This is a genomic window from Bradyrhizobium tropiciagri (genome assembly GCF_001189845.1).
GTDB lineage: Bacteria > Pseudomonadota > Alphaproteobacteria > Rhizobiales > Xanthobacteraceae > Bradyrhizobium > Bradyrhizobium tropiciagri.
Genome location: NZ_LFLZ01000002.1, coordinates 260,368 through 273,593, shown reverse-complemented (window position 1 = coordinate 273,593; position 13,226 = coordinate 260,368). Strand labels below are relative to the sequence as shown.

The following is a 13,226-nucleotide window of genomic DNA, read 5'->3' as shown; positions in this document are numbered from 1 at the left end:
AAATCGGATTGCTCTAAGCGTCGCGAGAAATCCATCCATCCGTAGGAGGCGCAGAAGCCTGCTCGGTCCCAAGCTGGCTAAAGGTCGGCTTACGGGTGACCGCGAAGCTGACGGATCGCGGTCGCAAATCAGGTCGTGTTGAGAAGAAGTCCCGTCAATGCCCGGCTGGGGCCGAGTAGCCACCGCGATAATAGCTTGGCGCGGGGCCGCCGTATCCTTCCGATGTGGCGCGCGGCCAAGCCGCGTAGGAGTCGAGGTTGCGCCCCGAGGTCTGGGTCGTTGCAGCCCGGTCGGGCCTCGTGTGATGGCGTTGCGCTGCCGTCGCATGCTGAACCAAGGCCGTGCTGATGAGGATCGCGCCGATCGCGGTCAGAAATGTCCTGGGCAATGTCCTGTCTCCCGTTGTCGATAGTTGTGTCGACGCCGATGCGCCTTGTCCGCGAATCGCGTCGTTATCCACTTAGGTGGTGCTCGCATGCGTTGGTTGCGACGGCGGGTGGATTCACGAAGTGGCGAGCAAATTCCTTAGTCACGGCTAAATAATCGGCAACCCATCAGCGGTGTTATCGTGGACTTTGCCGGTTCGATCCGTTTGAATGCACCAGTGTTCGAGAGCTGCCCATGAAAAAGGTTCTGCCCATCCTGCTGCTGCTGGTATCGCCGGTCTGGGCTCAGACCAAGCCGGCGACCGTCAAACCCTCGGCAAGGCCGGCCGCGCCGGTGGTTGACGATTGCGCTCCGATCGGCCGCACCGAGAAGGGCGAATTGGTCTATTCGCTGAAATGCGACAACCTGCCGGTTCCGCCCACTGCGCCTGCTTCGACGGCGCCGCGGGTGGAGGCACCGGCGGCGGCCCCAGCCGCGGAACCCGAGGTGCGCCGGAGCGGCGTGTTCGGATGGTCTTATGATCGCCGGTAGCAGGGCCTGCCACGCGTCCCGGATGGAACAGTCTTTGCGTCCGATATCTATCCGCGTCCCGGGCGCATCTTGGAGAGTTTCGATGGATTCCGGCTGGTGAGAAATCCCGCACCGAGCATGCCGTCAGAACTGGATCGTTGATGTCAAAGCCGCTTGCCGAATTGAACGCTTGCAGCCGCGATACTTTCGTCGCGGCGCTCGCCAACATCTTTGAACATTCACCATGGATCGCAGAACGGGCGGCGGCCAAGCGGCCATTCGCCGGCATCGGTGACTTGTTTGCCGCGATGCGAGAGGCTGTCGATCAAGCGCCGGCCGACTTGCGGATGGCGCTCATCAAGGCACACCCCGACCTCGCCGACAAGACGCAGCGTGCTGCGGGGCTGACCGTGGAATCCAACGCCGAACAGAACAGTGTCGGTCTCGATCGCCTGTCGGATGCCGAGTATGAAGCGTTCGAGCGCGTCAACACGGCCTATCGCTCGAAGTTCGGCTTCCCCTACATCGTCTGCGTGCGCCGGCACACCAAGGACTCGATCTTGCGCGACTTCGCGCGGCGTTTGCCGAACGACCTCGCGACTGAAACGCAGACCTCGGTCGATGAAATCTGCCGGATTGCCGCGCTGCGACTGGACCAGTCGGTGACGAGCACCGATCGCCTAACCGTGTCCGGCCGGCTGACAACACACGTGCTCGATACCAATAGCGGCAGGCCGGCCGCGGGCGTCGCTCTCGAATTGGTTGAATTGGCCGAACTCGGCGTCAGCCGGGTGGTGACAAGTGCGACGACCAATCGAGATGGTCGAACGGATGCGCCGCTGATTGGCGGACGTCCTGTGCCGGTCGGCAAATACGAGCTCACGTTCAGCGTCGGCGACTATTTCGCCGCGCGCGGCGTGCCGTTGGCGGATCCTCCTTTTCTCGATCGCATCACGCTGCGCTTCGCCGTGAGCGAGCCGGAAGGTCATTTGCACGTGCCGCTCCTTGTGACGCCGTGGAGCTACGCGACGTATCGCGGAAGCTGATGGCCGTCTCTGGCACGAACATTGCTCTCTATCCGGAACCCGAGGTAGCATCCGTACGATCGCCAGCCCCGTTGGAGACAAGACGTGCCGCTGATCAAAAACCGATACGGTAAGGGCCGCGTCCGTGTGATGCGGATTCATCGCGACGGCGACCGGCACGAGGTCAGCCAGCTCAGCATCAAGGCCATGCTCGAGGGCGATTTCGCCCGCACCTTCACCCACGCCGACAATTCCTCGACGGTGTCGACCGACACGATCAAGAACATCGTCAATGTCGTGGCGCGGGAAAATACCGGGCTGAGTCCGGAAGACTTCTGTCAGGTTCTGGCGCAGAGATATCTCGATACCTATCCGCAGATCTCCTCGGTGTCGATCACTTCGCACGAGACCAAATGGAGCCGGCTGAGCTTCGATGGGAAGCCGCATCCGCACAGCTTCGTGCTCGACGGCAATGGCAGGCCGACGGTGGAAGTCGCGGTGAAGCGGGGCGGGCCAATGACGATGTCGTCCGGCGTCGACAATTTTGCCTTCATGAAGTCGACGCAGTCCGGCTGGGAGAACTACGTCAGGGACCGCTATACGACGATTCCGCCAACCAACGATCGGATCTGCGCGACCAGCTTGGTGGCAACCTGGAAATGGTCGGGAAAGCCGGCGAGCTACCCCGCGACCAATGCCAGGATTCTCGATACGGTGCTCGAGGTGTTTGCCACGACCTATAGCTGGAGCGTGCAGGACAGCCTCTACCGGATGGGCGAGGCGGCGCTCGCGGCGGTGCCGGAGATTTCGGAGATCAGCATGGCATGCCCGAACATGCACTTCATCCCGATGAACCTCTCCGCCTTCGGACTGGACAACAACAACCAGGTTTTTCTGCCCACCGACGAGCCGCACGGCCAGATCGAGTGCACCGTGGCCAGGGGATAGCTGGAGGCCTGGCCCGGTTTGTCGGGCATCAAGCCGAGTTCGGTCCCCGCGGGTCTCAGCCAAACTTTTCATGTAGCACCGGGAATAGCTTGTCGGGCTTGAACGGCGTGCTGGTGAAGCGGATGCCGGTGGCGTCGGCGATGGCGTTGCCGAGCGCTGCGGTGACGGGGTTGTAGGGGCTCTCGCTCATCGATTTCGCGCCCATCGGGCCGATTGCATCCGACGTCTCGGCGAAATAGACCTCGGTGCGCGGTACATCGGCGAACGACGGCAGATGGTAGTCGCGGAACGTTGGATTGATCACCCTGCCGCTATCGTCGATGAGCAGCTCCTCATAAAGCGCGGCGCCGAGTGATTGCGCGACGCCGCCCTCGATCTGGCCGCGGCATTGCATGGGATTGGCGACGCGACCGGCATCGGCGGCCTGTACGCTCTTCAGGATTCGGACCTCTCCCGTGCCCTTGTTCACGGCGACCCGAAAGCCCTGGACATTGAACGCGACCGAGCGCGGCGTGCCGGCCGAATTGCCGCTGGCCTGCAGCACGCGTCCCTTTGTCCTTGCGGCCGATGCAAGTTCTGAGAACGACCGGCGTTCGCTCCCGCAGATCGCGGTCTCATTCTCGATGATGCATGACGAGGCGGCGGCGTTGCTCAGCTCCGCAGCCAAAGCCTTGATGCCATCGGCAAGTTGCTCCGCCGCCGCTTGCGTCGCGCGCCCGGCCACGAAGGTACCCGCGCTACCATACGCCCCGGTGTCGTGGCCGCCCAGCGCAGTGTCGGACTGCCGCAGGCTGATGCGATCGACGGTCGTCGCCAGCGCCGTCGCGGCGATCTGTCGATGCACGGTGCTGGTGCCGTTGCCGAATTCGGCGGTCCCCACCGTCAGCTCGAACCCGCCGTCGTCGCGGAGCGTGATCGTCGAATCGGAGAGATGTCCGGCTGGCGGCACGGTGTCGATCATGGTGAGCGCGAGACCGTCACCGACCAGCCAGTCATCAGAAAGCCCGTAGTCGGGGCGTTCCGCGGACATTGCGCGCTCGACCAGATCGAGGCATTGGTCGAGCCCGTAGGAGCCGTAGAACACGTCGTGGTATTGCGATGGCGGCGGCGACAGCATGGCATCGCCGGGCTTCACGATATTGCGTCGGCGGATCTCGAACGGGTCGATGCCGAGTTGTCTTGCCAATTCGTCGATGGCGGCCTCGACGGCAAACAGCGTCTGCGGCAAGCCATAGCCGCGGAACGCGCCGGCCGGCACCGTGTTGGTATAGGCCGCGACCGCATCGACCTTCTTGTTCGGACAGTTATAGACGCTGATGCATTCACTGACGGCGTGGAACAGCACGGGCCCGGCATGGTTGCCATAGGCACCGGTATTGGAGAGCACGTCGAGCTGCAGCGCCGTCAGCTTGCCGTCGCTGTCGGCGCCGGCCTTGACAGTGACGCGCATCGGATGCCGGGTCGAGGTCGCGATGAACTGTTCCTCGCGGGTTAATTCGAGCTTGACCGGCCGGCCGGTTGCAATCGCGGCGAGCGCCAGAATGTCCTCAACGAACATTTCCTGCTTGCCGCCGAATCCTCCGCCGACGCGCTCGCAGAACACCCGTACCTTGTCGAGCGGGCGATCGAAGATCTGCGCCAGCGATCTTCGGATTAGGAAAGGCACCTGCGTGCTGGAGCGGACATTCAGCAGGCCACCGGCATCGATCCAGGCAAGTCCGCCGTGGGTTTCCAGGGCGGCGTGCTGGACCCGCTGCGTGGTGAACGTGCCTTCATAGGTTGCGGCCGACACGGCCAGCGCGCCGGCGACGTCGCCGAACTCACCGTGGGTCTCGGCGACGACATTGCGCGCGGCGTCAGCGACGCGATGGGTTTCGGCGGTCTTGTCGCCGTGGATCACCGGCGCACCCGGCGCGATCGCCAGCGCCGGGTCCGTCGCCGCCGGTAAGATGTCGTAATCGACCTTGAGCCGGCGGCAACCTTCCTCGGCCGCCGCCTCGGTTTCGGCCACCACAGCCGCGACCTTCTGCCCTATGAAACGCACCGTGTCGTCAAGCACGCGGGTGTCGTCCGGGTCCATCCAATCCTTTTCGTGCCGCGCGGTCGAAAACAGGATTTTGGGTGCGTCCTCATGCGTCAGGACGGCATGTACGCCTGGCACCGCCAGCGCCGCAGCCTTGTCGATCGCGATGATCTTCGCATGCGGATGCGGCGAGCGCAGCAGCTTGATGTGCAGCAACCGGTCAAGCGCGATATCGAAGGTGTAGGGAGCCGCACCCCGTACCACGAGCGGTCCGGCCGGCGCGGGGAGACTGCGCCCGAAGGCGCCACCGGCGGTGGCATCCTCGACATTCGACTTTCCATCCATCGCATCCTGGATTGAGCGATACCCGGTGCAGCGGCAGATGTTGCCTTTCAGCGCCACGCCGAGCTCCTGCCGCTGTGCCTGGTTGAGCGAGGCGCAGGTCAGGATCATGCCCGCGGTGCAGAAGCCGCATTGAAATCCCTGGGCATCAAGGAACGCCTGTTGCAGAGGATGGGTCCCGCCTTCGGACCCGAGGCCCTCGATTGTCGTGACGGCGCGCCCTTCGGCGCGGAATGCCGGGATCACGCAACTATGGACAGGCTCGCCATCCATCAGGACAGTGCACGCGCCGCAATCGCCGGCATCGCAGCCCTTCTTGACCCCGAAGTGCCCGAGCTCCCGCAGGAACGTGCGCAAGCATTGACCGGGACGAGGCGTCTCCGCAAATGTACTGCCGTTGATCTCGATGCTCATGTGATGCCGAAGCTCATGGGTCGGTGGCGAGTTCGCTGCGGATCTCCTCGGCCAGGCGCAAGGTCATATGCTTGCGCCACATCGGTTTGCCATGAACGTCGGCATGGTACGCCGCTTCCGGGATCTGCTGAAGGATAGCGTTGCGCAGCTCCTCTCGCCCTGGCAAATCCGCAAAGGAGAGCTTGATCGGCCGTACAGTTGAGGCGGTGACTGTCAGCGACAGCGCGCCGTTGCCATCGATGCTCCCAATCAGGAGCGCCGCGGAGCGGCCAACCGGCGTCAACGATATCTGGCGGAAGGCCGAGCGCCGCCGCAGCGCGGCCAGCGGTATGTCGACTTGCCGCAACAGATCGCCGGCTGCGAGCACGTTCCGCTGGTTGCCGGTCACAAAATCAGCGACTGGAATCCGATGCTCGCCGCCGTCGGCGCGCCAGATCGTGCAGATGCCATCGAGCGCCGAGGTCAGTGAGATCATCGGTCCCGCCGGCAGTGACATGCAGATATTGCCGCCAACGGTCGCCGTCTTCCAGATCTTGAAAGATGCCAGGAAAGCGCGGCAGCACTGGTTGATCAGCGGTGCCGCGATCCAGTCCGGCGGGAAGGCGAGACCGTCGAGCTGCGCCACGGTGCAGGTCGCAGCGATGCTGAGGTGATCGCCATCAACGGTCAAGGCGGGCCATTTCAGGTCGGTCAGGTCGATCAGGCGGTTCAAATGGGTCTGCGGCTCGGAGAACAGCCACGTGCCGCCCGCAAGCCATGCATCGCCTGCCGTCCAAACGGGCAACTGTGCGCGTGTCCGCGGACGCGCAACATCCCTGATGGTGTTCAAGTCCATTGCAATATAAGTCTTTCCTGTTCCGCCCTCGCAAGGCAATCTTGCAAGACTAGCGCCATTCTGGGCTGATCCTTGCATCTTTGGGCTTTGCCAGGCAGTCGAGCATGATGATTGGGGTCATGGCTGAAACGCAACCGATCTGGATCAAGGATCCACTCTCCATCCTGGCCGACGGGGCCGAACGCGGCGTTGTCGTCCGTCATGGCAAGATCGTCGAACTGGTTGGCCGTGGCCGCGAAGCTGCGGCCGCCGACGCGGTGATCTTTGATGCCAGCGCGCATGTCGTCCTGCCGGGCCTGATCAACACCCATCACCATTTCTACCAGACCCTGACGCGTGCCCTACCTGCAGCCCTCGATCGCGAGCTGTTTCCCTGGCTTGAGGCGCTCTATCCGGTGTGGGCACGACTGACGCCGGGCTCGCTGGAACTTGGCGTCAAGGTGGCGATGTCGGAATTGCTGCTCTCGGGCTGCACCACGACAACCGATCATCATTATGTGTTTCCCGCGGGGCTGGAGGACGCCATCGACATCGAGGTCGAGGTGGCCAGGCAACTCGGCATGCGCGTGCTGCTCACGCGCGGCTCGATGAACCTGTCGCAGCGCGATGGCGGCTTGCCGCCCGACAGTGTGGTGCAGGACGAGGACACGATCCTGGCCGACAGCGAGCGCGTCGTCTCTCGACATCATCAGCGCGGCGAGAATGCGATGGTGCAGATTGCGCTGGCGCCGTGCTCGCCGTTCTCGGTGACAACGTCGCTGATGCGCAAGACGGCGGAGCTTGCCGACAAGCTCGACGTTCGCCTGCACACACATCTCGCCGAGACCGAGGACGAGAACAGGTTTTGCGAGGACATATACCGCTGTCGCCCGTTGGACTATCTCGAACAATGCGGCTGGCTCAATTCGCGCACCTGGCTTGCCCACGGCGTTCATTTCAATTCAGGCGAGATGGTGCGGCTTGGCAGGGCAGGGACGACGATCAGCCATTGCGCATGCAGCAACCAGGTCTTGGCGTCCGGCTGCTGCCCGGTCTGCGAGATGGAGGAGGCCGGCGTCGGAATCGGGCTTGGCGTCGACGGTTCCGCCTCCAACGATGGATCGAATTTGATGCAGGAAGTGCGCGCGGCGTTCCTGTTGCAGCGGGCGCGGTACGGCGTCAATCGCGTCAGTCACATCGATGCGCTGCGATGGGCAACCAGGGGCTCCGCGGCTTGCGTCGGGCGGCCCGAACTGGGTGAAATCGCGGTCGGCAAGGCGGCCGATCTCGCACTGTTCAAGCCGGACGAACTGCGCTTCTCCGGATACGGTGATCCGCTTGCCGCTCTCGTCCTGTGCGGCGCGTATCGTGCCGATCGCGTCATGGTAGGCGGTCATTGGACCGTGATCGACGGAGCGATCCCGGGCCTCGATGTCACCGATCTGATCCGTCGTCACAGCGCCGCTGCCCGGGCGATGCAGACCGGCTAAAGCGCGATGAGATTGAAAAGAATGGTCATCGCGCTTCAGCTCCTTGCTCGAACATGATCCTTTCCGAGAGTTGCATTGAAAGGTCCCTCCCCTGAGGGGAGGGATTTATCATCGGGCGATCGCTCACTTGCCGGGAAGCTTGTCGTCGATACCCTTGACATAGAAATTCATGCCCAGGATCTGGCCATCTTCGAGGTGATCGCCGCCCTTGCATTCGACCTCCTTGCCGTCCTGGCCGACAACCGGACACTTGAACGGATGCAGCTTGCCGGCGGTGATCGCAGCCTGGGTATCTTCGGCCATTTTCTTGACGTCGTCCGGCATGTTCGTGTAGGGCGCCATTTCGAACATCTTGGTCTCGAGGCCGCCCCAAACATCTCCGGACTTCCAGGTGCCGTCGAGCTCCGCCTTGACGCGCTCGATGTAGTAGGGGGCCCATGTGTCGAGGATCGAGGTGAGCTGTGACTTGGGGCCAAACTTGATCATCTCGGAATCCTGGCCGAATGCAAGTTTGCCGCGCTCGCTTGCGATCTGCATCGCGGCGGGCGAATCGGTGTGCTGCATGATGATGTCGGCGCCTTGATCGAGCAACGCCTTGGCGGCATCGGCCTCCTTGCCCGGATCGAACCACGAGTTGACCCAGATGATCTTGACCTTGATGTTTGGATTGATCGTCTGCGCGCCGATCATGGTCGCATTGATACCCGAGACGACTTCAGGGATAGGGAACGAACCGATATAGCCGAGCACGCCGGCCTTTGACATCTTGGCTGCGATTTCTCCCTGGATGTAACGACCCTGGTACCAGCGCGCCGAGTAGGTCGCCATGTTGTTGTCGCGCTTGTAACCGGAGCAGTGCTCGAAGTGCACGTTGGGATATTTCTTCGCCACTTTCAGCGTGGGGTCCATGTAGCCGAATGAGGTGGTGAAGATCAGCTTGTTGCCGGCGCGGACGAGCTGCTCGACAGCGCGCTCGGCGTCGGGGCCTTCCGGGACGTTTTCGAGGAAGGTGGTTTCGATCTTGTCGCCGAGCTCCTTCACCAGCGCCTGTCGGGCAAGTTCATGCTGGTAGGTCCAGCCGAGATCCCCAACCGGTCCGAGATAGATGAACCCCACCTTCAGCTTGTCAGCCGCGACGGCGCTGCTCGTCAGGCTTCCGGCGATCAGAAGCGCTGCGGCGGCCCCAAGCAAGTTCCTATTCATCGTGAATGTCCTCCAAGTGCGGGGTGAACCACAATCCTGGACGGCGCCCCCCATCGCGCCCGCCCGGAAACGGATGTCAGCGATCCGGTACGAATACGGTGCCGAGCGCCGCAGGCGCGGTTGAACCGCCGGTCCGCGCGCGCGACAGCAGCACCAGCACGATCACCGTTGCGAGATAGGGCAGGGACGACATGAATTGAGACGGAATGCCGATTCCGGCGCCCTGTGCGTGCAATTGTAGAATAGTCACCGCACCGAACAGATAGGCTCCGATCACCAGCCGGCCGGGCAACCAGGAGGCAAAAACCGTCAGCGCGAGCGCAATCCAGCCGCGGCCGGCGGTCATGCCCGGAATGAAGAACGGCGTGTAGGCGAGCGGCAGATAGGCGCCGGCAAGCCCGGCGCAGGCGCCGCCGAACATCACGGCATACATCCGGATCTTCAGCACCGGATAGCCCAGCGCGTGCGCCGAGACGTGGTTGTCGCCGCAGGCTCGCAGGATCAGCCCGGCCCGCATCCGGTACAGGAACCACCACACCGCCACGACCAGCGCCAGCGATAGATAGACGAATCCATCCTCGCCGAACAGGATGTGTCCGATCAGCGGAATGTCGCTGACGTAGGGGATATGGAGATGCGGCGCCGGTGTAATCCGTTCGCCGACGAAGCGTGCGCCGATCAGGCCCGACAAGCCGACGCCGAAGATGGTCAGCGCCAGACCGGTGGCGACCTGGTTGACCGCAAGACCGAGCGCCATCGCGGCAAACAGCAGCGACATCAGCACGCCGGCAAACATGCCGCAGAGCGCGCCGATGATGATCGAGCCGGTCAGCCACGCCCCGCCGAAGGCGCATGCGGCACCGACGATCATCATGCCCTCGACGCCGAGATTGAGCACGCCGGAGCGCTCGGCCACCAGTTCACCGGTCGCTGCCAGCAACAGGGGTGTCGATGCCGCAAGCACCGACAGGATGATGGCTTCAGTGAGCTCCACGTGCCACCTGCGGAGACGACGAAACGATGCGGAAGCGATAGAGAATGAGGGAATCGCAGGCGAGCACGTAGAACAGCAGGATTCCCTGGAAAACCTTGGTGACGTCCAATGGGATTTTCATGGTGATCTGCGCCTGCTCGCCGCCTATGAAGGTCAGTGCGAGAAAAAGCCCTGCAATTAATATTCCAATCGGATTCAGGCGGCCGAGGAAAGCCACGATGATAGCGGTGAAGCCGTAGCCCGGCGAGATGCCCGGTTGGAGATGGCCGACCGGGCCTGCGACCTCGATGATCCCGGCGAGCCCCGAAAGCGCACCTGAGATCGCAAACGTCAGCAGGATGAGTTGATTGGCGTTGAATCCGCCAAAACGGGCCGCACGGGGCGCTGCGCCCACCACGCGGATTTCGAACCCCTTGATGGTCTTGCCGAGCAGTACGGCCCCGGCGGCTACTACGACCAGTGCCAGGATGGAGCCCAGATGCAGTCGGCCGCCCTCGATCAGCGTCGGCACCGTGGCGACCGGGTCGAACTCGGCGGTGGTCGGAAAGTTGAAGCCTTGCGGATCGCGCCAGGGTCCGCGGACCAGATAGTCGAGCAACAGGTCGACCACGTAGACCAGCATCAGCGAGGTCAGGATCTCGCTGGCGCCGAACCTGACCTTGCAGATTGCGGGGATCAGGGCGTAGAGCGCGCCGGCGAGGGCGCCGAGCAACAGCATCGCCGGCAGCACCCAATGGCCGGCCCCCGTCCCCTGCGTTTTCACCGCAATCCAGCTTCCTGCGACCGCGCCCATCAGGAACTGGCCCTCTGCGCCGATGTTCCAGGCATTGGCGAGGTAGCAAAGCGACAGACCGATCGCGATCATCACCAGCGGGGTCGCTTTCACGGCGATCTCTTGCAGCGAGTAGCCGTCGGCGAGCGGTACGATGAAATAGACGTAGAGCGCCGAGATCGGATTCTTGCCGAGGACCATGAACAGGATGGTCATGGTGACGATCGTGAGCCCGATCGCGATCAGCGGGGACGCCAGCGCGACCGTCTTCGACCGCTCGGCGCGCTTCTCAAGTATCAGCTGCATGCGCCTGCTCCTTTGTTTCGAGGCTGCTGCCGCCCATCAACAGGCCGAGCTTCTCGCGGCTGGCCTCCGCCGTCGGCAGCGATGCGGACAGGCGACCGTGAAACATCACCGCAATCCGGTCGGAGATTTCGATGAGTTCGTCGAGATCCTGGCTCGTCACCAGCACTGCGGCGCCGGCGGCCGCAAGATCGAGCAAGGCCTGGCGGATCACGGCAGCCGCACCGGCATCGACGCCCCAGGTCGGCTGACTGACGACCAGCACGGCCGGATTGCGCAGGATCTCGCGTCCGACGATGAATTTCTGAAGGTTGCCGCCTGATAGGCTCGCAGCTTCCGGATCACGCTTTGCCTTGCGCACGTCGAAAGTCTCCGTCGCCCGGTCGACGGCATTCAGCGTAGCCGCCGTGTTGACGAAACCGTGCTGCACCATGTTGCCGGCGGCGTGTCCGGTCAGCAGGGCATTCTCCGAAAGCCTCATGCGCGGCGCAGTCCCGTGACCCAGACGCTCTTCGGGCACAAAGGCTGCTCCTAGCTTGCGCCGCCGGCTTATCGACAGATGTCCGGCAGCGATTCCTTCGATCACGATCGTACCGGGGTCGCGGGCGAGCCGCTCGCCCGACAATGCCGCAAACAACTCGTCCTGTCCGTTCCCGGCCACGCCGGCAATGCCCAGGATTTCACCACCTCTGAGCTCCATTGAGATGTCCCTGAGGTGCACGCCATGCGGATCTTCGGGTTCGAGGTTGAGATCGTTGATGACCAGCCGCGGCACGGTGATCTCCCGGCTTGCCGCCGGCTTCACTTGCTTGATTTCGGTGCCGACCATCATGCGCGCCAGCGAGGCGGCCGTCTCCGCTTTGGGATTGCAAGTCGAGACCTTCTTGCCGCCGCGCAGGATGGTTGCCGTGTCGCACAGCCTTCTCACTTCTTCGAGCTTGTGGCTGATATAGAGAATTGCACGCCCTTCGCTCTTGAGGCGCTCGAGCACGACGAACAGTTGGTCGGCTTCCTGCGGCGTCAGCACCGCGGTTGGCTCGTCCAGGATGAGAAATTTGGGATTCTGCATCAATGCGCGTACGATCTCGATGCGTTGACGTTCGCCCACCGAAAGCTGCCAGACCTCGCGCTTGGGATCGAGCGGAAGCCCATAGCTGCGGGATACCTGCTGAAGCCGCGCGGACATCTCCTTGAACGATTCCTTGCCATCGAGGCCGAGTGCCACGTTCTCGGCAACGGTGAGGTTTTCGAACAGCGAGAAGTGCTGAAACACCATGCCGATGCCGCGGGCGCGAGCCTGCGACGGACCCGACAGCACCATGGTCTGGCCCTCCCAGCGCAGTCCGCCATCGCTGGGTTGAACCAGACCGTAGATGGCCTTGACGAGAGTGGACTTGCCTGCGCCGTTCTCGCCGAGCAGTGCGTGGATCTGCTGCGGCCAGACGTCGAGATCGATCTTGTCGTTGGCGAGAAACGACCCGTATCGCTTGGTCAGGCCGACCGTCTGCAAGAGCGGCGTGGCACTCGTGTGCGGCGCGGCCGATGTCGTGTCTCGCATCCGTGGATATCGCGTTCATGAGGAGAGGGAGCGACAATAGTGAGCCAGTTTTCCTGCATACGTAAGTAGCGAAAAAGCGCCACCGGCTGCTCAAGCCTTCGGCATAGTTGAGCTTTTCCGTAAATCCACGGGGGCGTCGGCGGTGCGTGGCGCAGCGCGACTTGGCCGTCGGCCGGCCATGCACCCGAACCTCGCTGTTGCAGAATTGTGACTGTCGACCCAATTCGCACAGGGGTAGGCATCGATGGCGGAAATTTGAGCAGAGCGCGATGACGCGGTTTTGTCTGGCTTTTTCGCGTGTCGACGGCGCTCCGTGCGTTGCGCGGAAATGTCGCGGAAGCCGAACAATGACGGGCATAATTTGAAAAGTTCTGAATTTAGTCGAAGCAAAATTTTTGGCTCGCCAGATCCGATCAAACCGGACCAACTCGCGGTGGTTGTTG

10 protein-coding genes are annotated in these 13,226 nt (G+C 62.9%); 4 read left to right on the top strand and 6 right to left on the bottom strand.

Annotated elements, in window-relative coordinates; translation table 11 throughout:
* Positions 1 to 621 precede the first annotated feature (621 nt).
* The 3 genes from AKN84_RS02970 to pucL all read left to right on the top strand — a co-directional run bounded on the left by AKN84_RS02970 (position 622) and on the right by pucL (position 2,870).
* The gene (locus tag AKN84_RS02970; protein ID WP_050419269.1) at positions 622 to 918 is read left to right on the top strand and encodes a hypothetical protein; all 297 of its coding nucleotides are present in this window, start codon (positions 622 to 624) and stop codon (positions 916 to 918) included.
* Between the two features lie 140 nt (positions 919 to 1,058).
* Positions 1,059 to 1,943: a 2-oxo-4-hydroxy-4-carboxy-5-ureidoimidazoline decarboxylase gene (uraD, locus tag AKN84_RS02965; RefSeq protein WP_050419268.1), complete on the top strand. Its 885-nt coding sequence runs from the start codon at positions 1,059 to 1,061 to the stop codon at positions 1,941 to 1,943.
* Between the two features lie 84 nt (positions 1,944 to 2,027).
* Positions 2,028 to 2,870 carry a factor-independent urate hydroxylase gene (gene pucL, locus AKN84_RS02960; RefSeq protein WP_050419267.1) on the top strand — a complete coding sequence of 281 codons (843 nt, stop codon included), beginning with the start codon at positions 2,028 to 2,030 and terminating at the stop codon, positions 2,868 to 2,870.
* A gap of 55 nt (positions 2,871 to 2,925) precedes the next feature.
* On the opposite strand, the gene AKN84_RS02955 is transcribed toward pucL, so the two are convergent.
* Positions 2,926 to 5,649 carry a molybdopterin-dependent oxidoreductase gene (locus tag AKN84_RS02955; protein WP_050419266.1) on the bottom strand — a complete coding sequence of 908 codons (2,724 nt, stop codon included), beginning with the start codon at positions 5,647 to 5,649 and terminating at the stop codon, positions 2,926 to 2,928.
* Positions 5,650 to 5,662: 13 nt separating this feature from the next.
* The gene (locus AKN84_RS02950) at positions 5,663 to 6,484 is read right to left on the bottom strand and encodes an FAD binding domain-containing protein (RefSeq protein ID WP_050419265.1); all 822 of its coding nucleotides are present in this window, start codon (positions 6,482 to 6,484) and stop codon (positions 5,663 to 5,665) included.
* A gap of 119 nt (positions 6,485 to 6,603) precedes the next feature.
* On the opposite strand from AKN84_RS02950, the gene AKN84_RS02945 reads away from it, so the two are divergent.
* The gene (locus tag AKN84_RS02945) at positions 6,604 to 7,953 is read left to right on the top strand and encodes an 8-oxoguanine deaminase (protein WP_050419264.1); all 1,350 of its coding nucleotides are present in this window, start codon (positions 6,604 to 6,606) and stop codon (positions 7,951 to 7,953) included.
* A gap of 123 nt (positions 7,954 to 8,076) precedes the next feature.
* On the opposite strand, the gene AKN84_RS02940 is transcribed toward AKN84_RS02945, so the two are convergent.
* The 4 genes from AKN84_RS02940 to AKN84_RS02925 form a co-directional block, all read right to left on the bottom strand.
* Entirely contained in the window at positions 8,077 to 9,156 is a 1,080-nt protein-coding gene (locus AKN84_RS02940; protein ID WP_050419263.1) for a BMP family ABC transporter substrate-binding protein, read from the bottom strand.
* Positions 9,157 to 9,232: 76 nt separating this feature from the next.
* Complete coding sequence (locus AKN84_RS02935; protein ID WP_050419262.1) at positions 9,233 to 10,150, bottom strand: ABC transporter permease; 918 nt, start codon at positions 10,148 to 10,150, stop codon at positions 9,233 to 9,235.
* A complete protein-coding gene (locus AKN84_RS02930) occupies positions 10,137 to 11,228 on the bottom strand; it encodes an ABC transporter permease (RefSeq protein WP_050419261.1) in 1,092 nt (363 codons plus the stop codon). The genes AKN84_RS02935 and AKN84_RS02930 overlap by 14 nt, the downstream gene beginning before the upstream one ends.
* Positions 11,212 to 12,783: an ABC transporter ATP-binding protein gene (locus AKN84_RS02925; protein ID WP_050419260.1), complete on the bottom strand. Its 1,572-nt coding sequence runs from the start codon at positions 12,781 to 12,783 to the stop codon at positions 11,212 to 11,214. Before AKN84_RS02925 ends, AKN84_RS02930 begins: the two co-directional genes overlap by 17 nt.
* Between the last annotated feature and the right edge of the window lie 443 nt (positions 12,784 to 13,226).